The sequence below is a fragment of the Vibrio kagoshimensis genome, from assembly GCF_050337535.1.
Lineage (GTDB): Bacteria > Pseudomonadota > Gammaproteobacteria > Enterobacterales > Vibrionaceae > Vibrio > Vibrio gallaecicus.
The window spans coordinates 22,210-41,967 of sequence record NZ_JAKJSZ010000028.1; the positions used below are offsets into that span (position 1 = coordinate 22,210).

Consider the following 19,758-nt stretch of genomic DNA (forward strand, 5'->3'; position numbering starts at 1 on the left):
TTGTCTGAATTGATTTTATATGGTTAAGCTTATGATTTTGAATGATTGTTTGTCGGTTTAAATAACCGCAACCGGTTTGCGTTGGTGACTACAGTAATAGAAGATAGTGCCATAGCCGCACCGGCAAAAACGGGGCTGAGTAAAAATCCGAAAAATGGATAAAGTACACCAGCAGCAATAGGGATCCCTAAAGAGTTGTAGACAAAAGCCCCAAACAAGTTTTGCTTCATATTTTTAACCGTTGCTTGCGAAAGTTCAATCGCATTGATAACCGCAAGGGGAGAAGAATTAAGAAGCGTCATCTGGGCACTTTCGATAGCCACATCGCTACCACTTCCCATCGCGATACCAATATTAGCTTGAGCAAGAGCTGGAGCATCATTGATACCGTCACCGACCATTGCGACATGTTGGTACTGATTTTGTAAGCGAATAATATGTTCTGCTTTTTGTTCTGGTAAAACATCAGCAATAATTTCATCTATGCCTAATTCTTTACCTATTACCTTAGCGACGATTGAATTATCACCAGTTAATAAAACAGAATGGATGCCTAACGTTTTCAACTGCTTAATCGCAATTTTACTCTCATCTTTTAAAGCGTCTGAGATACCTACAACGCCTATCAGTTGGTTATCTACGGCAATAAATATTGGGCTCCAAGCTGACTGGTCACATTCATTGATTGCTGGTTTTGCATGGTCCATTTCAATGTTTAACTGAGTTAAATAATTGAAAGATCCGACATTGACTGATTGACCATCAATAATGACATGCAACCCTTTCCCTCGTTCATTTGAAAAATTTTGAGCAGGCAATAATGCTAGGTTCAAATTATGAGCATATTGACAGATCGCTTTTGCTAAAGGATGTTCGGAAGCCACTTCCGCTGAATAAGCCATGGTCATTAATTCTGATTCGGAAACACCAAAAGGGAATACTTTCTGAATGGTTGGCTTACCTTGAGTTAACGTGCCAGTTTTATCAAAGACAACCGCTTCCACTTTACTTGCCGACTGCAAGACATCGGCATCTTTTATCAAGATCCCTAATTCGGCCGCTTTACCAACACCGACTGTAATTGAAAGGGGAGTAGCCAAACCCAAAGCGCACGGGCAAGCGATGATTAAAACAGTGGTAGACACCACTAACATATAGCTCGCACTTGGCTGTGGACCAAAAATAAACCAAATGAAAGCAGAAAAAAGTGCTATAGCGACAACAACAGGTACAAAAATGGCAGAAATCGAATCCGCTAATTTGGCAATGGCAGGCTTACTGCTTTGCGCTTGGCGCACCATTTGGATTATTCGAGCTAACATAGTGCTTGAACCTACCCCGACAGCCTCAATAATCAAGCTGCCATCGTTATTGATGGTTCCTGCTGAAATAGAATCTCCAACCTTTTTCACACTTGGTAAAGGTTCACCTGTCAGCATGGATTCATCAACATAAGATTCACCAGTGAGGACCTTTCCATCAACCGGAATTTTCTCACCTGGCTTGATTCTAAGTGTCATTCCAACCTGAATGGCTTCTAAAGGAACGACTTGCTCCTTATCATCAATGATTACCGTCGCTTTTTGTGGTTGAAGATTGATGAGTGCTTGCAGCGATTGGGTCGTTTGCGCTTTCGCTTTAGCTTCAATGTAGTGACCAAGTGAAATTAAACCAATGATCATCGCGCTGGCTTCAAAATAGACATGACGCGAGGCTTCAGGAAACCAAAAAGGAAAAACCACAACCAACATAGAATAAAACCAAGCTGCCCCAGTACCAAGCGCAACTAAAGTATCCATTGTAGCGCGCTGGTGGCGTAGTGATTGAAGTGCATTTTTAAAGAAACTTCTTCCGGAAGTTGCGAGAAGAATGAAGCAAAGTATTCCGATAATCCCCCAAATGATTTGGTCGGTTGGATTTCTAATCATCATATTGCCGCCAAATACTCCCCAAAGCATGAGGGGAGCACCAAGCATCAAGGCGTAGAAAGCATTCTTGTAAAATGCAGCTTGAACTAAAGCTTGCTGTTCTTTTTGTTTCTGCTGTTGTGTTTGTGCATCATCAACAAACTGAGCTTGATACCCCGCAGCTGAAACGGCATTCACTACGAGGTTTTCTATTTCAGTTCTACTTTTTGATGTGAATAAAAGGGCGGTTTGCTCAGCTAGGTTCACTTGAACTTTATCAACATCAGGTACTGCTGATATTGATTTTTCAACGGAAGATACGCAGCTAGCACAAGTCATTCCCTGTAATAATAAATGAAAACTTTGATTATCGGCTTGAGGGAGAGTGAGCTTTTCTTCCGGCTTACTATCATCTAGTTCTTTAGATACCAACTTATCTTCTTGCTCGTAATAAGTGACAGCACTGAAACCAGCATTTTCAACTGTGGAAATGATGTGAGATTCGGATAGGGAGGATTTAACCATTAACTCAGTGGTCGTGATGTTCAAATCATAAATTAAGCTTTCTGAATCAAAGGCACTTTTGAGTTTATTGACACACTTACCGCAATTCAAACCAGATAGTGTTAAATGCCATGAGTGACCAAGTTGATAACCCAGCGACTTCACTTCATTAGATACTTCGACAAAGCTTAATGTGGTTGAAATATCGATAGAATCAACCGTAATTGAGTTGATAGATACAGCTGGCAGCTGTTCTAAATGCGTTCGTAGTTTTCCCACGCAACCCATGCAGTTAAGCCCACTTAATACTGTTACATAGTGATTCATCTTGATTCTCCAGACCTCATTTACACACAGCTTAAACCTTACCCTTAGGTGAAGGTCAAACTAATCTACACAGTTAATTACAAAATGAGTGACTGAAAACAAACGTCAAAATCGCCCCAAAGCCCATTCTTGCTGGTTTTAGCATTGCGAGTGACTTCAAAATTCCTTATCAATGAATATAAAGTTCCCTGAATAACAATTTTTTTTACGTGATATCAACCTATAAATTTCTAATTATTTAAGGTTTTTAGTGATCTAAATCACTCGTCAAAATTTAATTAACGTCATTTTTTTTTATATAAAACCTTCAAAACAAAGTATTCAAAGGTTTTTTGTTTTTTTAGAAAATCGTATTTTGATGCAGATCTGATTTGGTATTTGAATGTTTTTCTACAAAAAAAAAGTTTGCCATATTTGCCTCGTCCATAAATAGAACGTTCGTTTAAGACACTGATTTTCAAGGATGGTTTCCTTCAAGGCTAGTGATAAACGATAAAAATTAAAAAAATGTATAGGGGTTAATCTTATGTCTACTTTTAAAAAGACATTACTAGGTGCAGCAGTTTCAACGCTGATGTTCAGTGGCGCAGCATTTGCCGAAGGCGCAAACAGCGATGCAGCAAAAAACTATTTAACGAAAGACTCATTTTCTTATGAAGTGTACGGCATCATTGCAATGCAAGCGGCTTATCGTGATTACGATTCTGGCGTTAGCGCAACAGATGACAATCTAGGCGGGACACAACTAAATAACGAATCACGAATTGGTTTCCGCGGTAAGAAAGATTTCGCAAACTTTGGTCCAACGTTTATTTGGCAAATTGAAGGTGGTTATGTAGATCCAAGCTTCGGTGGTGAAGGTGCTGGTCTTGGTGAGCGTGATACGTTTGTTGGTTTCGAAAGTGAATCACTAGGTCAAGTTCGTTTAGGTCGTGTGTTAACACCTATGTACGAATTAGTCGATTGGCCTGCGTCTAACCCAGGTTTGGGTGATGTATATGACTGGGGTGGTGCGATCGGTGGAGCTAAGTATCAAGATCGTCAATCAAATACCATTCGTTGGGATAGCCCAATGTACAACGAGGCGCTGTCATTTGATGTTGCTGTAGGTGCTGGTGATAAAGCTGGTTTAGGTGAAGGGGATGATTACTGGAGTGGTTTAGCGGCACACTACAAATTAGGTCCGATCCAATTTGATGCTGCGTATGAAGCAAACCGTAATATTGTGTCTGAAGGAGCTAATTGGTCGAACGATACTTACTTAGTTGGTATGCAAGGTTGGTTTGATAACGGCATTTCATTCTTTGCACAATATAAAATGATGGAAGCATCAGCTGGCAGTACAGATGAGAAGCAAGACGCAATGTCTGCTGGCTTGATGTACACCACTGGTGATTGGCAATACAAGTTGGGCTACGCAGCAAACTTCGAACTTGAGCGTAACGGCAAAACAATTGATAACACAGACGACAACGTGATTTCTGCACAAGTGATGTACTTTGTAGATCCTTCTGCGGTTATTTATGTTCGTGCACGTACTTTAGACTTTGGTGACGGTGCTGAAACGATTGACAACACAGGTGAACGTTGGAAATCAGCAGATTACGATGAGCTTTCTGTAGGTGTTGAATACTACTTCTAACCTTCAATTAACACATGTTTTTGAAAAGCATTGTAGATTGATGTGAAGCTAAATAAGGGTATGCATGTCATGCCCTTTCCTCGTTAAATTGGTAATTATTATGACTGTAAAAAAATCTTTATTGCTTGGTGCTATTCCTTTTCTATTTTCTTCCTTTGCTATGGCTAGCGGAACATTAATACTTCAAAAAGAGATGGTTCCTCAAGTTCTCAACGGTGAAGCTATTGCGGCTTCTCACTTTACCGCTCAAAACACTATCCAATTAGAAGATGGAAAAAACCAATTGGCATTAACCGTTGGACAAATTGTTTTTGAAGACGGAAAACGCAGAAAATACGATTCTCAACCGATTCTATTGAGTTTTGAAGCTCAGCCAGATCAAGTGTTATCCATTAACTACCCAACATTTCGTACGATAGAAGATGCGAAAAAATTTGAACGTTCACCGGTTATCACATTGTCGGCTGAGAATGGTGAAGCGGTTCAGTATGAACTTGGTCAGTTGAACAAAGGTGGTTTACAAGGTTTTAGAGACTTTGAAAGAGAAGTTGCTGAGTACAATCAAAAATCTGGAAATGAAGTATCAGGAAAAGTGAAGAAAACAGTACCAATGTCTGAGATAAAAAATGTCGCAATGTTGCAAAGTGATTTTTCCAAATTGGATGCTGAGCAACAGCAAGAATTCATGCAATGGGCGATGCGTAATTTAAAGTAATTTCTAGCATTGTAGATTTGCCTTAGGGTGGTAAAATGTCGCCACTTTTACCCTTGTATCCGCAGTTGGTATTGATTTTATCGCTGCACATCCATCTCTAAGGTATTTAAATGACGGTTAAAACTCGTTTTGCTCCAAGCCCTACTGGCTATCTTCACGTTGGTGGTGCACGTACTGCACTTTACTCTTGGCTGTTTGCTAAAAACCAAGGCGGTGAATTTGTTCTTCGTATTGAAGACACTGACTTAGAGCGTAACTCTCAAGAAGCAGTAGATGCGATCTTAGAAGGCATGCAATGGATGGGTATGGAGTGGGATGAAGGTCCTTACTACCAATCTAAGCGTTTTGACCGTTACAATGAAATGGTTGATAAACTTCTTGCAGAAGACAAAGCATTCAAATGTTATGCATCTAAAGAACTGCTTGACGAAATTCGTGAAGAGCAAGAAGCAAACAAAGAAATGGCTCGTTACGATGCAAACCACCCTAAAATTGTTGCAGCAAACGAAGCTGCAAACGAAGGTGATGCATGCGTTATCCGTTTCCGCAACCCGAAAGAAGGCAGTGTAGTTTTTGATGACCAAATTCGTGGTCGTATCGAAATCTCAAACAGCCAACTTGATGACCTGATCATCCGTCGTACAGACGGTGCACCAACCTATAACTTCGTTGTTGTGGTTGATGACTGGGACATGGGTATCACACATGTTGTTCGTGGTGAAGACCACATCAACAACACACCTCGTCAAATCAACATCTATGAAGCACTAGGCGCGCCAGTTCCAACTTTCGCTCACTGTGCAATGATTCTTGGTGATGACGGTGCGAAACTTTCTAAGCGTCACGGTGCTGTTTCTGTAATGCAATACCGCGATGAAGGTTACCTGCCAAATGCTCTAAACAACTATCTAGTTCGTTTGGGCTGGTCTAACGGTGACCAAGAAATCTTCTCTCAAGAAGAGATGATTAACTTATTCAGCTTAAATGCGATCAGCAAGTCTGCATCTGCGTTCAACACTGATAAGTTACTTTGGTTGAACAACCACTACATTAAAACTTCTGAACCTGAGTACGTTGCAAAATACCTACAATGGCACCTAGATGAGCAGAAGATTGATACAGCTAATGGTCCTGCAATCACTGAAGTGATTAAGCTAGTTGGCGAGCGTTGTAATACGCTTATCGAACTTGCTGAGCAATCTCGCTATTTCTACGAAGATTTCTCTGAGTTTGAAGCTGGCGCAGCTAAGAAGCACTTACGTGGCGTAGCAAAAGGTCCACTAGAGCTAGCATTGGCGAAAGCTGAAGCACTTGAAGACTTCACAACTGCAAACATCAAAGAGGGTGTTATTGCCGCTGTATGTGAAGAGCTAGAGATCGGCATGGGTAAAATCGGTATGCCACTTCGCGTAGCAGTAACCGGTGGTGGTCAGTCTCCTTCTGTTGACGCAGTAATGGAACTTATTGGTAAAGAGCGCGTTGTTGCTCGTATCAAGATGGCTCTAGAATTCATTGCTGAGCGTGAAGCTAACGCTTAATCTGCAATGACATAAAAGAAAAGGGGCAGTAACTTCGGTTACTGCCCCTTTTTGTTCTTGTCTGCTAATAACATTCTTTATTTATTAATAAAGAGTTTTCGAATTAGATTTTTTTGAAAATAATTGAGGTATTAATTCCGCCGAAAGCAAAGTTGTTACTCATTAAGTACTCGACTTCCAGTTCTCGACCAGTACCTGTGATGTAATCCAGCTTTCCGCAGTTTTCATCTATATTTTCTAAGTTCAGAGTTGGGCTAAACCAACCGGAGTGCATCATTTCTAAACTTAGCCATGCTTCAATGGCACCACATGCCCCTAAAGTATGCCCGAAGTAGCTTTTTAAAGAGCTAATGGGTACTTCACCAAAGATATTAGCCGTTGCATTACTTTCGGCAATGTCACCTTTGTCTGTTGCGGTACCATGAGCAGAAACAAACCCAATTTTCTCAGCTGGAAGTTTGGCGTCTTTTAGAGCTTTTTCCATACAAATTTGCATGGTTTCCATTTGAGGTTGCGTGACATGAGCAGCATCACAATTACTCGCAAAGCCAATGATTTCAGCATAGATCTTGGCGCCACGAGCTACTGCATGATCGTATTCTTCAAGAACTAACGTGCCAGCACCTTCACCGATAACTAGCCCATCTCGATCTTTGTCGTACGGACTAGGGGATGTCTTCGGGGTGTCATTTTTAAGGCTGGTGGCAAATAATGTGTCGAATACGGCTGATTCTGTCGGGCAAAGCTCTTCGCCACCACCGGCAACCATTACGGTTTGGTAACCGTGCTTTATCGCTTCATAGGCATAACCAATGGCTTGGCTACCAGATGTACATGCGCTGCTGGTTGGGATTACTCGACCTTTTAAACCAAAAAACAGACCGACATTGACTGCTGCGGTATGCGGCATCATTTGAACATAGGTAGTCGCTGTAATTGCGCGTGTTGATTTTTCATTTAGCATCACACCAAATGCACCAACTGCGTCTGTACTACCCGTTGAAGATCCGTAGGCAATACCCGTTTCACCGTTAGTGAGAATATCATGACCGATTAAACCGGCTTGCTCTAAAGCATTTTCAGTCGCAACAGTAGCAAGGCGGGACACACGTCCCATACCTCTAACTTGTTTACGCTTGTAGTGTTTTGGCAGCTCAAAACCATCAATTGGAGCGGCAAGCTTGGTGTTTAGACCATCATATTGCTCAAAACTTGGCATGTACTGAGTGGCATTTTCACAAGCTTTGAGTTTAGGTTCGATTTGCTGCCAATCATTACCAAAAGCGGTGACACCTGACATTCCAGTGACGACAACTCGGCGGGTCATACTAAGCCTCCATTCACTGAAATTACTTGGCGTGTCACATAGCCAGCAATATCAGACATCAAATAGCTGACAAGCCCTGCGACCTCTTCTGGCTCGCCCATACGGCGGAGCGGAACTTGCGGTAAAGCGTGTTCTTTCACATGCTCATCAACCATTCCGGTATCAATTAGACCAGGAGCCACACAGTTTACTGTGATTTTTCGTTTAGCTAGTTCAAGTGCGAGCGATTTGGTTGCACCAATCACACCTGCTTTTGCCGCTGAATAGTTGGTTTGACCGCGGTTACCCATGATCCCAGAAACAGAAGCCAAAGTAACAATGCGCCCGCCTTTACGTTTTTGAACCATAGGCATCACACAAGGGTGTAAAACGTTGTAGAAGCTATCTAGATTGGTGTGAATCACCCCATCCCATTCTTCTTCAGTCATGGCTGGGAAAGCGGTATCTCTGGTAATTCCGGCATTATTTACAACACCGTAGTAAGCACCATGTTGTTCAATATCGGCTTCTAAGGTTTCACGGCATTGCGCTCGGTTGCTGATATCAAATTGGATTAAGCGCCCTGAAGCGCCCTGTGCTTTAATCGATTCAAGTGTTGCCTGCGCACCTGCTTTGTCGCCCATGTAATGAACGGCGATTTCAAATCCATCTTTTGCCAGTTGAATGGCGATTGCTTTGCCGATGCCTTTGCTGGCACCCGTGACGAGTACTTGACGAGTCATGACTGGCTCCTAGTTTTCATTTCTTGTAATTTTTCTTGAGTTGGGACGTACACATTTAACTGACATTGAGCCAATGGTTCACCAGCACATTTAATGTTTGCTGTAAAAACCGCCATGCCATTATCTTCCATTAATTGCTCTGCAAAAATATCTAGGGTTTGTCCAACCGAAAATTCATCACACTGTGCTTGATATCGCCGAGAACCTAATAAAAATCCGATAGGTGCTTCTTTTCCTTTTTGGTGTGCGTGGTAGCCCGACCAAGCCGCGATAGACTGCGCCATAAATTCAATGCCTACGTAAGCAGGTATGGATTGGGTTTCTTTATCAAAAAATAGATTCTGTTCACTAATCGTGACTTGGCAATGGATGGATTCATCTTCAACCTTGATGGCTCGATCGATAAAAATCATTGGAGCATCGTGAGGAAGTAAAACATCAATGGAAGGGATATCAGTCATTTACGACACCAAAAATAAGGCTAATGTTGTTACCACCAAAAGCAAACGAGTTGCTTAAGATATTTGTTTTTTTTATTTGTTGTGGGCAGTTTATCAAATCAATGTCGATGTCAGCAGCTTTATCCTGACATTTTTGTAAGGGAAGCGGTAAGTTGTGCTTCAGTATATGCCACGCAATAGCGGCTTCGACTGCACTTGCTGCCCCCAAAGTATGCCCAGTAATAGGTTTAGTGGAACTAACTGGCACTTTAGCCCCAAATACTCTGTGTATTGCTTTGCTTTCCATCGAATCATTTAATGGGGTCGCAGTACCATGAGCATTGATATAACCAATATCTTGAGGAGATAACTGAGCTGCATGCAATGCTTTTTTCATTGCTTGTTCAGCTCCATTACCTTCAGGGTGGGGCGCTGAAATATGATGAGCATCGGAACTGTCACCCGCGCCTAGTAATGCAATAGTCGGTCTGCTATCACTTGCTGGCTTATTTTTGCTCAGCAACATAAAGGCTGCCGCTTCACCGATATTGATGCCATTTCTTTTTGAACTAAATGGTTGGCATAAAGTGGATGACAGAGCTTCAAGCCCATGGAATCCATTCAATGTAAGCTTACATAATGTATCGGCTCCGCCGACTAATACCGCATCGACCATTCCCGAATTTAATAAGCGTTGAGCAGTTAAGAAAACTCGCCCACTTGAAGAACAAGCGGTCGAAATCGCGTAGTGAGGACCATTAATATCGTAATACTGGCTTAAAAAGTCTGTGATATTGCCTAACTCTTGCTGTGAATAGCTAAAGTCACCAGGGAACTGTCCATTGTCTAATTTGTGCTTAAAGGCAGTTTCACCATCAGCAATGCCTGAGGTACTGGTGCCCACGACGATAGCAATACGATCTGTCCCATATTGCTTTTTCATCAACTCAATAGTCGGCTCAATTTGTTTCAAAGCTGAAAGTGCAAGGCGGTTATTGCGAGTATTAAATTTTTGCAAATACTCAGGAAGGCTCGGTAATGATTCCGAAACCCTACCAACAATCGTCGCTTTTCCGTCATTTAAAATCTGTAAGTCTTCAACCATATTAGGGTTGTAACCACTTTCTAAACGATGGTGTATATCTGTGATTTGTGACCCAAGGGCGGAATGGAAACCACAGTCATGAATATAAATAGGCATAGTTACTCGTTCTTTATTGGCGGATTAACGATGGTTGAATTTAGGGTTTGAATCTTAATTTTATAGCCTTGAGTGAGGTGCTTGAAGGTCACTTTTTTCGCTAACTTGTCAGGTTGGGTATCACTTGGTTTTGCATCTGCCGGGTATTGGTAAGTGATTTCGATAATGGCGTGGTCGCTCTCATCAAATATCTTTCGAGTCTCATTCGTTTCTACCATATACCACCCAATCGCTTGCAATGGTTGCTGCCATGCATCTATTGGCCAAAGTGTAATCATTAAGTTGAATAAGATCTGCTCTGGTTGAGGCAAGGTTTGATCTAACCCGGTGAGAATGTCGGTGTCTATTTGATTGTCTTGATATGTCAAAGATAGAATTCGTGTTCCCCATGAAGAAAATCCTGCAAGAATGACTTTATCTGCATCGACTTGAAGCTGAACGGGTAACTGATGAGTTTTGTCTTCCCATGTCGCACTGATCAGTTGGCTAGCTGTGACTGAATAACCTAACTCATAAGGCTGAGGTAAAGTCAGATCAATGCCCGGTTCTATCGTGACAGACGACCCTTTAGGCTGCAAAGCATTCATCGAGCAAGCGTTTAGAAGTAGCGCAATACAAGTTATTAAACTGAAATGAATAATACGCCAGGTTTTTATGTCTTTTATCTTCACACTCACGAGTCTTCGTTCCTATGCTTTCATACTGATTGTTGAGGGCGCTGTAACGCCATAGGGGATAATAGCCAAGCAACAAAAATCCCGGTTAGTACAGTAATGCCAAAACTATGAATAGCATGGGTGTTACTTAGAGAAAGTAGCCCAAATGACAGCAGTGTCGTAAAGCAAGATAAGGTGACTGCTAATAAAGTGCTTTGGCTCTTTTTCTGCTCAGCAAAAAATAAGGTGTAATCAATCCCTATCCCTAAAATTAAGATAAGCCCGAGTAAATTAAACAAGTTTAACGATGAACCTAATAGCGCAGTAATGGCTAATCCTGAGACTCCTGCGATTAACGATGGAGTGACCATGAGTACACTATGTTTGAAACCATAACGAACGGAAAGTACAGCTAAAATCACAGCCAGAGCGATGACTAGTAGCTCGGTGACTTTTGTACGATATTGAGTAAACAAATCAGATATTTCATTCGCTTTGTTCAAATATCTGATTGGGTTATTTTCTGAATCTTGATGTGCTGTTTTTGATGCTAACCAGTTTTGAAATACTTCAGGATCTTGGATGCTTTTAATTAACACAAGAGAGGCTGAGAGACCATCAATAGGGTTAAGCCAAAGCGGTTTCACTGGTTTTGAAACAGGTGAAGCTAAAAAATCTTGTACATTAAATGGGGTAAATGGTGTTATCTCTGGAAACTTCTTCCAGCCCAACGTGGATTGAAGTGAGGCTTGCTGTGATAGATACAATTGCTGAACAAGTTGATGGTTTTGTTCTTGCTCTGCAATAGTCGGTAAATATTGATTAATGCTTTGATAACCCGTGATCACTCCTTGTTCAATCAATCTATCTAAATCTTTTGAGACATGAGAAATTTTAGACAGTAGTAATTGAGGATCTTCTTCTGTGATTAACAGCATATCTTGCGATTGACTGACGCCTGATAAAGAAGCAATCAATTCTTCTTGATGCTTAAGGGAGTCCGGCATAGCTTGCAGCTGACGAATGTCGTCGTTGTAGCTTACTTGGGTAAGAGTAACCAAACTTAATACGAATAAAGCAAAAGGTAATATGACCTTAAATTGGGGCTTATCCCACAGCGAAAACCACATTGCCCAGATCTTGGTTAATGGCAAAGGAGCATCGGCACTTGGTTTTTCAGCCAGTACTGGATACCAACATACAACGCTCACGTAAGCAGCGATTAGACCAATTGATGAAAATAAGGCAAGTTGTTGTAAGCCGGGAAAAGGTGCAGCTAACAAGCCAAGATAACCAACAAGGCTCGTTGCTAAACCTAGAGAAATAGCGACGAATATGTGTTTTAAGCCTTTCTGGCTATTCCATGATTGCCCAGCCGCTAATCTATCGGTGAGGTAATGGAAAGCGTAATCAATTGATACACCAATCAAGCTAGCCCCAAAAACAAGGCTAAAAAGATGTACTTGTCCAAATATGGCGACAGTACTGGCTAAGGCAACCAGCAATCCGGTACTAATGGAAAGTAATGCTAATGCGAGTGGAAGCGCACTACGGAAAGTAAACCAAATCAGTAAAATAACCCCGATTAATGAGCCAATACCAATGGTGCTGATTTCTGACTTCGCGCTTTGCGTTCCATAGTCCGCATAGAACACGACTCCGGTATGAAAAATATCGACTTCAAATTTACCTTCGACTTGTTTCTTTAGCTCTATGATTTCAGAAAGGTGACTTTGAGTTTGTAAACTATAAGGTGACTCTTTAAGAGTAGCTGTCACCAATATGTAAAACTGTTCGTTCTTTGTAACGGTTAAATACCCATTCTTGAAAGTAAAATTACTAGATTGAGAGCCAACTTCACTTAGGTAATCTCGAAACAACAAGAATGGGTCACTAGCAAGTTCTGTTGCCGTTACTCCTGAAAAAGGGTTGTAGAGAGATTGAATTACATATTGTGTCTGCTGCCTTGGAGATTGCTCCAGTATTTTTTGTTGAGATGGGGTGAGCAACTGAGATCGGTGCTGAAAATAAAAATCGGCCCATTTTGCTTGTGTCTGCTGGCTGATCTTCCCTTGTATGTCTTCAAATAAAGGCTGTTTAATGCGCTGATTTAGCTGGTGGAGATCTCGTTCAAACTGCTTCACTGCTGAAATAGCCGTTTCTTTAGAAGACCCACTGACCATAAATACTACTTGATTACTCATTGAAGCTGAAATTTGTTGGAAAGCTTGCTCAGCAATTGGGTCTTGCTGGTTTTGAGGAAGTAATCTAAGGATGTTGGTTTCAATAGGGATAGAAGGTGAAAAAGCGAATTGCTTTATCAACAATCCGCTAAAGAATACAACGATGATCAGCCAGAGTAAGGCGAGCTTAGAACTTAAATTGTTGCGCTTCTGCATCGGTTAGCCTTGGTGGTTGATGAGTCAGCTGACTAAAGTGAATTGTGGTGCTATCTCCTCTAATTTCTTCAAGAGAGATAGAATGAATATCTTGTGAGCCTGACAATGCAATACGTCGAAAGACAGCGTTTAATGGCGCGCTTTTAGGCGTAAGTTCTAGCTTCCATTGGTTACCACTCTCTGAGTTATTCATAGGCGTGAAGGATAGGTCAAACTGATCTTTCAGTTGCTCTGTATCACCATGGAATACGGCAAGAAAAATATGGCTAAAATAGAATGCCATTGGGTTATCTTGATTTGTGATGATTTGAGCGGGTTGATCCGCAAATCTCTGGCTGAGCTTGTTGTCCGTAAGGATCAGCTTTACAGGAAAAGGAATGGTTTGATCCCATACCAACCCGTTATCTTTATCCAAAACGAACGAACCCTGTGAGGAAAGTGGCTGATCGAACATCGCGACTTCACGGACTTGCTCAAAGTTGCCACGAACAATATTCTGATGGTTTAAAGTCGTTTGTAATTGCTCTAAAGACTTTATCTCTGTCTCTTGAGCTGTCGCTAATGTGCTAAAAGAAGCACAGAAAATTAAACATAGTGGTAGAAAGAGAGTGGTTATGTTTTGTCTAAATATCATTCTGCGCGTCACCATTTTATTTGCTTTCCACATAACCATTTTGATGCCAACAAGTTACTTTATCGATGAAAATTGAAGGAGAAGCAAAACACATCTCTTCACTTTCGATATCAACCGCAACTTGCATAGTATGAGCGCGAGTCATACGATCTCCGGTTTCGGCATCGTGAATCTCATAATCAATACGTAGACGGTTTTCCCACTCTGTTAATCGACCTGAGACTTTTATCTTATGGTGAAAAGGGATCGCCTTTACATATTTAACTCGAGTATCAATGATTGGCCACATGTAGCCAGAGTCCTTCATCTCTAGATAGTTATACTGAAGTTGATCCATCATGATGCGTCTTACTTCTTCAAAAAATCGAAAGTAATTACCATGGTAGATAACGCCCATAGGATCAGCATCTTGAAAAGATGTCACTATGGTCACTTCTGCTTCAAGTGGATGAAGGATCTCAGACATATGAACTCTCAATTCCTAAGGCTCGTTAATGGAATGTTCGTTAATGAAATATTGGCTAATGTAATATTATTCATAAATAGCACGTTAGCTTAATACAGTGACCAATGTTGGCTTTGGATTCGTCCAATGAAGTGGCGAAGATCTCCTTCAAGCGGCCTGTCTTCCACAACAAATGAAAACTCTTTTAGCACTTCATCTCGAATGTGCTTTAGATTTTCACTCATATGATGCTCATCTAATTCATTATGACGCTTACGCAGTTCAAGCGCTTGAGTACCCGCTAATAAAGAGGCGGCAGCAACTTGCTCTGTTAACTCTAAAACACGTAAACAATCACGAGCTGCAATGGTTCCCATGCTGACTTTATCTTGGTTATGACACTCAGTAGAGCGAGAGAAAACACTAGCGGGCATGGTGTGTTTTAAAGCTTCAGCTGTCCATGCTGAAATGCCGATTTGTACCGCTTTAAAGCCATGGTTAATCGGTTTTCTTTCGCCTTCTGCACCTGTTAGGTTGAAAGGTAGCCCATTGTTGAATTTGTAATCCATCAACTGCGCCATTTGACGGTCAAGTAAATCGGCAAGGTTAGCAACCGCTGTTTTTAGGGTGTCCATTGCCATTGCAATGTGACCGCCATAGAAGTGACCACCGTGTAAAACACGCTCGTTATCGCCATCAATGATTGGGTTGTCATTCGCACTGTTTAATTCGTTTTCAATCATCTGACGTAACCACGGCAGAGAATCTTGTACTACACCAATAACATGAGGAGCACAACGCAGTGAATAACGATCTTGTAAGCGGTCACTGTTTCTTGGTGGGCGCTCAGCTTGTAAATCATCACGCAACCAAGCTGCCACTTGTTGTTGCCCTGGATGTGGCTTTACCGCGAATAAAGATTCATCAAAGTGGAAATCGTTACCTTGCATGCCAACGGAAACCATTGCCGTGATCTTGGTAGACAGCTGGGCAAGGTATTCAGCACGTTTATAAGCGATACAAGCTAGAGCTGTCATCACTGAAGTACCGTTCATTAGCGCTAAGCCTTCTTTTGGCTTGAGCTTAATCGGTGAAATCCCCAGTTCTAGGTAAACGTCATTTGTTGGGCGAACTTCCCCTTTGTAAATTACGTCGCGCTCGCCAATTAAAGCGGCAGCTAAATAAGAAAGAGGCGTTAAATCACCACTTGCACCAACGGAACCTTCTTGAGGGATACGTGGTGAAATGTCTTTATTAATCAAAGTGACAATCTGGTTAAGCAGGTCGTGAGTCACTCCTGATACACCTTGGGATAGTGAGCATAAGCGGGTTGCCAGTACTGCACGAGCTTGTTCATGGCTGAGTACTTCACCTAAACCACAGCCGTGAAAGCGAGTCAGGTGCAGTGGCAGTTCATCAACTAAGTTAGGTGGAATAGCAACAGTACAAGAGTCACCATAGCCCGTTGTTACGCCATAAATCACGCCTTCTTCTTTGAGTAGACGTTCAAGGAAAGCCACACCGCGGTCGATCTTTGAAGTGAATTCTTGGCTGTTGTTCATGCTCGCGGTAGCACCTTGAGAGATCGCTACAACGTCTTCAATAGTCAGGCGCTCTGCACCGAAAGTGATGTTATTTGGTGTCTTTGTTGTCATGGTGCTGGCTGCTTAATGTCCAAAAGTTAAAAAAGTTATACCACTGCAATGGGGCTTTTAAAGTGTAGTGTTGAAGTCGGTTTGCATATTGCTGAACCACTTCTTGCAATGATTGTTCTCGAGTCTTTCTCGGCAATACGATCTTATCGCTAAAATGCTCAAAATAGACGTTGAAGTGAGGTTTTGTTTTGTTGTCATCACGTAACCCAAAGAGCAGAAAAACAGGCGCTTTGAGTACGGAAGCCAGCATGAAAGGACCTTGTGGGAAAGGGGCTTCTTTACCTAAGAAGTTTGCCCAAACAGAACGACTTTCTTTGCTGGTGGATGTTCTGTCACCGACGATCACAATCCATTCCCCTTGCTCTAGCTTTTGTTGCAAAAGAATTGCGGTATCGGGTCCCATAGAGCTGACTTGGATAAGATTAAGATCGGAGCTAGGGTTGACCGCTTTCATGACAGAGTTGAAGCGCTCAGCATGTTCTGTAAAAACAAGTGCATTGATCTTTATATGTGAATGTCTTCGACCCAGTGCTCGGCACAATTCAATATTGCCTAGGTGTGATCCTAAAATCAGAACTCCCTGCTTATTTTCAACCATAGATTCAAACTGATCTTGTCCATGGATAGATAAGTTATCGACAGAAAAATCACCTTTCCATGCAGCTAATTTATCAAGCATGGTATGGCCGAAGGACAGCAGATGGTTGTAGCTAGTCAGATCTTTTGGAAGCTCTATATTTTGTTGTTCAGCGTAAGCTTTTAACTGAAATAAATATTGCTCGGAAGCTGTACGTGCACGAGTGCCAGTCAGGTGGTAATAACGCATGACTAAACGCAAAATCACGTTAAATACTTTACGCCCCAGTAGGGTGTAAATGGCAAGCAATAGCTTAATACCAAGCACAGTTCCACGTTCTTGTGTTCTCGACCAATGAGGCTCGTTGCCTTTCGAGTCTTCTGAAGATATTGCAGTGTTAGTATTGCTCGTCTTATGTGTAATTGCATTAACGCTAGATGTCGATGGCTTCTTAAAATGGCGAGCAATAAGCTTTGGTGCTCGTGGGAGCATGCCAAAGAATAGGCGAGTGTGCATCCAGCTAATTTTGACGTTATCCCACAAGGCATCAAAATGAGAAACTCCGCCTTCAGGATAAATGACTTTGGTATCGATGAAGTCTATTTCGCAGTCTTCCCAATACAAGCGCACTAAGATCTCGATATCGAAATCCATTCTTGAACCGATATCGTACTTACTTAGAACGTGCTGGGTTTTTTCTATTGGGTAGGCTCGAAAGCCACACATACTGTCTTTGATTGATAGAGATAGGGTTTCTATCCATACCCATATGTGGGTCATGTAGCGACCATACAATCGAGCTTTAGGAACAGTATCATCGTAAATCGGTTTACCTGAAATCAAGTGTTCAGGTCGAGCTTGAGATGATTGCAGTAGTTTGGGCAAAGTATCCAGATCATGCTGACCATCAGCATCGATTTGGATGGCATGAGTAAACCCTAATTCATGTGCTTTTTTTATCCCAGCTTTTACTGCTCCGCCTTTCCCTTGGTTCTCATTTAAAGTAACAAGAGAAATATGAGCGGGTCGGGAAGCTTCTTGCAGTATATTTTTGGTATGAATATCACTGCCATCGTCAACAAGAACAACGGGTAGATTAAAGCCACCTAAGGACTCCAATACACTAGAAACGGTTGAGCCATGGTTATAGCAAGGAATCAGAAAGCAGGCTCGGTAAGACTCTAAAATATCTATTATAGTAGCTTGGTCATTGGGTACGGTAGCTTCGTCATTGGGAGTAGAGTTATTCACTTTTCTCACCCAGCTTCATTTTTCCAGATGAATGAGTTTGTTCACCATTATTGGAAGTGTAGCGAAAAGCCAACTTCTGCTTACTGGTATCCCAAGACAAAGACAAAGTGATGGTTGAATCAGGTAGAATAGGCTCTTGAAATTTAATGACTTCCATACCTTTGAATTTAGGTGGAACGTCTAATTCTTGAATGGCATAAAAAAGCGCCCAGTCGATTTGGGTAACGCCAGGCAAAATAGGGAAGTGCTTGAAGTGACCTTCAAAGTCTTGAAGATCATGGGCAACATGCAGAGTTAAAACTGATTGTTGGTCTGCAGTGTTAGTGGCAATGATTGCCGGCTTTCTTTTATCCATAATTTTGCTGTTATGCCTTTGAAGCTGATGTTGATACTGAGCGAGTTCGGTAAAGCTGAGTCAGTTTACTGTTTTATGTGTTGTTCTATTTCTGATATTAAACGCTTTCCTTGGCTATTAAGTGGAATCTCATCGAGGATTCTATAACGCCTAGGAATGGCAATGGGTTCTAACCAATTTCTTAGCTCAGAGCGTAACAACAACCAGAACTTGCCTTTGCTCATTGTATCAAACTTTGATCTCCCTTCATTAGAAAGCACGATAACTGAAGCTAAAATTAAACGTTCTGGTTCTTCTAAAGGGATCACAACACATTCATCGATCCAAGGTAATTGCTCTAACCGTTTTTCGACTTCAACTAAAGAAACTCTCTTTTCTTCAATCTTGATGATTCGATCGGTTCGACCTTTCAAAATGAATTGGCTATCGCTCACCATTTCACACTCATCGGCGGTTTGGTACCAATTAAACTTATCGATGTAAGGCGAGATTAATTTAAGGCATTTTTCACTGTTTAAAGCTGCTTCGATACAATCAAATAGCTGCCATGGTGTGGAAATGTCCCATTGTTGACGAAAGGCTATGCCGCCAGTTTCAGTGCTGCCATATACTTCAATAGGCAACGAGCCTAAAAGCTGATTAGATTGCTGAGCAGAATCAAAGCTTAATGGACCACCTGAAGAAAATACGCAACGAATATGTTTTGGAGAATACTCAGTTGTCATGCGCTTTAAAAGTGCAGGGCTACTAATTAAAGTGGTTTCTTTGGTTGCGTGAGTCATGATTTGTTCTGGGTAGTCCAAATTATGACGGGCAAACGCTCTTCCTGCACATAAGGGCCAAAGTACGCGAAACAATAAGCCATAAATATGCTGATGAGAAACCGTACTTTGGACTTGGGAGTTATCGAGAAGCTTTCCCCAAGTTGCCTCTAGTTCATTTATCTCGTTTTCAATGTGTACCAACGTTTTTTGGATCGCTTTTGGTGCTCCACTAGAGCCAGAAGTAAACAAAGTTAGCTTAACTAAATTGAGAGATAATTCTTGATTGAGAGGAAAAGATTCTATTGGATTGGCGAATTCTTTCGTTTCCAGCAATGCTGAAATATTGAATATGCTTATCTTCTCATTAGGTATCGTGGCAACGCTGTCATCTACCATAAGGCAGTCGAACTGCTCTGACAGTTCATCTAGAGCTGCTGGCTGAACATTTCCCGGTAACACAATGTGCTTTTGAGTGATGACACTCGCTAAAAACATGCACGTGAATAGGTAACTGTCTTGTGTGCAAAGGGCAATTTTTTGATAGTGATTTTGCTCAAGGAAGCCAATCAAAAATTGAGTGTCGTGAGTTAACTCTTGCCAAGTTTTGATGTGGTTATCATCAAAACAGACAGCAAAATCAGGGGATCTGGAAGTTCGAGTGAGTTCACTCAAAGAGCAGTAATGAGAAGTTGTTGGCAT

Annotated in this window: 15 protein-coding genes and 2 pseudogenes; 3 read left to right on the plus strand and 14 right to left on the minus strand. The window is 41.6% G+C overall.

What is annotated here, in order from left to right:
* Nucleotides 1-29 precede the first annotated feature (29 nt).
* Nucleotides 30-2,768, minus strand: coding sequence for a heavy metal translocating P-type ATPase (locus tag L4C37_RS20475; RefSeq protein WP_429769782.1), 2,739 nt, complete (start codon nt 2,766-2,768; stop codon nt 30-32).
* Between the two features lie 496 nt (nt 2,769-3,264).
* Here L4C37_RS20475 and chiP point away from each other — a divergent pair, with 496 nt between their 5' ends.
* The 3 genes from chiP (at nt 3,265) to gltX (ending at nt 6,633) form a co-directional block, all read left to right on the plus strand.
* Nucleotides 3,265-4,380, plus strand: coding sequence for a chitoporin (gene chiP / locus L4C37_RS20480; RefSeq protein WP_137374842.1), 1,116 nt, complete (start codon nt 3,265-3,267; stop codon nt 4,378-4,380).
* 100 nt (nt 4,381-4,480) lie between these two features.
* Nucleotides 4,481-5,095: a YccT family protein gene (locus L4C37_RS20485; protein WP_137374841.1), complete on the plus strand. Its 615-nt coding sequence runs from the start codon at nt 4,481-4,483 to the stop codon at nt 5,093-5,095.
* 110 nt (nt 5,096-5,205) lie between these two features.
* Complete coding sequence (gene gltX, locus L4C37_RS20490; protein WP_429769753.1) at nt 5,206-6,633, plus strand: glutamate--tRNA ligase; 1,428 nt, start codon at nt 5,206-5,208, stop codon at nt 6,631-6,633.
* Between the two features lie 103 nt (nt 6,634-6,736).
* On the opposite strand, the gene L4C37_RS20495 is transcribed toward gltX, so the two are convergent.
* The 13 genes and pseudogenes from L4C37_RS20495 to L4C37_RS20555 form a co-directional block, all read right to left on the minus strand.
* Nucleotides 6,737-7,960, minus strand: a complete 1,224-nt coding sequence (locus L4C37_RS20495) for a beta-ketoacyl-ACP synthase (protein WP_429769755.1) — start codon at nt 7,958-7,960, stop codon at nt 6,737-6,739.
* A complete protein-coding gene (locus tag L4C37_RS20500) occupies nt 7,957-8,682 on the minus strand; it encodes a 3-ketoacyl-ACP reductase FabG2 (RefSeq protein WP_137374838.1) in 726 nt (241 codons plus the stop codon). The genes L4C37_RS20495 and L4C37_RS20500 overlap by 4 nt, the downstream gene beginning before the upstream one ends.
* Nucleotides 8,679-9,143: a hotdog family protein gene (locus L4C37_RS20505; protein WP_137374837.1), complete on the minus strand. Its 465-nt coding sequence runs from the start codon at nt 9,141-9,143 to the stop codon at nt 8,679-8,681. Before L4C37_RS20505 ends, L4C37_RS20500 begins: the two co-directional genes overlap by 4 nt.
* Entirely contained in the window at nt 9,136-10,323 is a 1,188-nt protein-coding gene (locus tag L4C37_RS20510) for a beta-ketoacyl-[acyl-carrier-protein] synthase family protein (RefSeq protein ID WP_429769758.1), read from the minus strand. The genes L4C37_RS20505 and L4C37_RS20510 overlap by 8 nt, the downstream gene beginning before the upstream one ends.
* A gap of 2 nt (nt 10,324-10,325) precedes the next feature.
* A complete protein-coding gene (locus tag L4C37_RS20515; RefSeq protein ID WP_429769784.1) occupies nt 10,326-10,910 on the minus strand; it encodes a DUF3261 domain-containing protein in 585 nt (194 codons plus the stop codon).
* Between the two features lie 110 nt (nt 10,911-11,020).
* A complete protein-coding gene (locus tag L4C37_RS20520; RefSeq protein ID WP_429769760.1) occupies nt 11,021-13,378 on the minus strand; it encodes an MMPL family transporter in 2,358 nt (785 codons plus the stop codon).
* A complete protein-coding gene (locus L4C37_RS20525) occupies nt 13,350-14,012 on the minus strand; it encodes a LolA family protein (protein WP_429769762.1) in 663 nt (220 codons plus the stop codon). Before L4C37_RS20525 ends, L4C37_RS20520 begins: the two co-directional genes overlap by 29 nt.
* Nucleotides 14,013-14,028: 16 nt before the next feature.
* Nucleotides 14,029-14,478 carry an acyl-CoA thioesterase gene (locus tag L4C37_RS20530; RefSeq protein ID WP_429769764.1) on the minus strand — a complete coding sequence of 150 codons (450 nt, stop codon included), beginning with the start codon at nt 14,476-14,478 and terminating at the stop codon, nt 14,029-14,031.
* 89 nt (nt 14,479-14,567) lie between these two features.
* The gene (locus L4C37_RS20535) at nt 14,568-16,112 is read right to left on the minus strand and encodes an HAL/PAL/TAL family ammonia-lyase (RefSeq protein ID WP_429769766.1); all 1,545 of its coding nucleotides are present in this window, start codon (nt 16,110-16,112) and stop codon (nt 14,568-14,570) included.
* Nucleotides 16,090-17,052: pseudogene (locus L4C37_RS20540) on the minus strand (lysophospholipid acyltransferase family protein); the annotation flags it as partial. The gene L4C37_RS20535 and the pseudogene L4C37_RS20540, both read right to left, overlap by 23 nt.
* A gap of 77 nt (nt 17,053-17,129) precedes the next feature.
* Nucleotides 17,130-17,886: pseudogene (locus tag L4C37_RS20545) on the minus strand (glycosyltransferase family 2 protein); the annotation flags it as partial.
* Nucleotides 17,887-17,932: 46 nt separating this feature from the next.
* A complete protein-coding gene (locus L4C37_RS20550) occupies nt 17,933-18,295 on the minus strand; it encodes an ApeI family dehydratase (protein ID WP_273297529.1) in 363 nt (120 codons plus the stop codon).
* Nucleotides 18,296-18,360: 65 nt separating this feature from the next.
* A complete protein-coding gene (locus L4C37_RS20555) occupies nt 18,361-19,758 on the minus strand; it encodes an AMP-binding protein (protein ID WP_429769769.1) in 1,398 nt (465 codons plus the stop codon).

Bases quoted from the DNA above. Each gene is read 5' to 3' on its own strand.
- chiP (WP_137374842.1), top strand. From the start codon at position 3,265: ATGTCTACTTTTAAAAAGACATTACTAGGTGCAGCAGTTTCAACGCTG.
- L4C37_RS20485 (WP_137374841.1), top strand. From the start codon at position 4,481: ATGACTGTAAAAAAATCTTTATTGCTTGGTGCTATTCCTTTTCTATTT.
- gltX (WP_429769753.1), top strand. From the start codon at position 5,206: ATGACGGTTAAAACTCGTTTTGCTCCAAGCCCTACTGGCTATCTTCAC.
- L4C37_RS20495 (WP_429769755.1), bottom strand. From the start codon at position 7,960: ATGACCCGCCGAGTTGTCGTCACTGGAATGTCAGGTGTCACCGCTTTT.
- L4C37_RS20500 (WP_137374838.1), bottom strand. From the start codon at position 8,682: ATGACTCGTCAAGTACTCGTCACGGGTGCCAGCAAAGGCATCGGCAAA.
- L4C37_RS20505 (WP_137374837.1), bottom strand. From the start codon at position 9,143: ATGACTGATATCCCTTCCATTGATGTTTTACTTCCTCACGATGCTCCA.
- L4C37_RS20510 (WP_429769758.1), bottom strand. From the start codon at position 10,323: ATGCCTATTTATATTCATGACTGTGGTTTCCATTCCGCCCTTGGGTCA.
- L4C37_RS20515 (WP_429769784.1), bottom strand. From the start codon at position 10,910: ATGAATGCTTTGCAGCCTAAAGGGTCGTCTGTCACGATAGAACCGGGC.
- L4C37_RS20520 (WP_429769760.1), bottom strand. From the start codon at position 13,378: ATGCAGAAGCGCAACAATTTAAGTTCTAAGCTCGCCTTACTCTGGCTG.
- L4C37_RS20525 (WP_429769762.1), bottom strand. From the start codon at position 14,012: ATGATATTTAGACAAAACATAACCACTCTCTTTCTACCACTATGTTTA.
- L4C37_RS20530 (WP_429769764.1), bottom strand. From the start codon at position 14,478: ATGTCTGAGATCCTTCATCCACTTGAAGCAGAAGTGACCATAGTGACA.
- L4C37_RS20535 (WP_429769766.1), bottom strand. From the start codon at position 16,112: ATGACAACAAAGACACCAAATAACATCACTTTCGGTGCAGAGCGCCTG.
- L4C37_RS20550 (WP_273297529.1), bottom strand. From the start codon at position 18,295: ATGGATAAAAGAAAGCCGGCAATCATTGCCACTAACACTGCAGACCAA.
- L4C37_RS20555 (WP_429769769.1), bottom strand. From the start codon at position 19,758: ATGCCAACAACTTCTCATTACTGCTCTTTGAGTGAACTCACTCGAACT.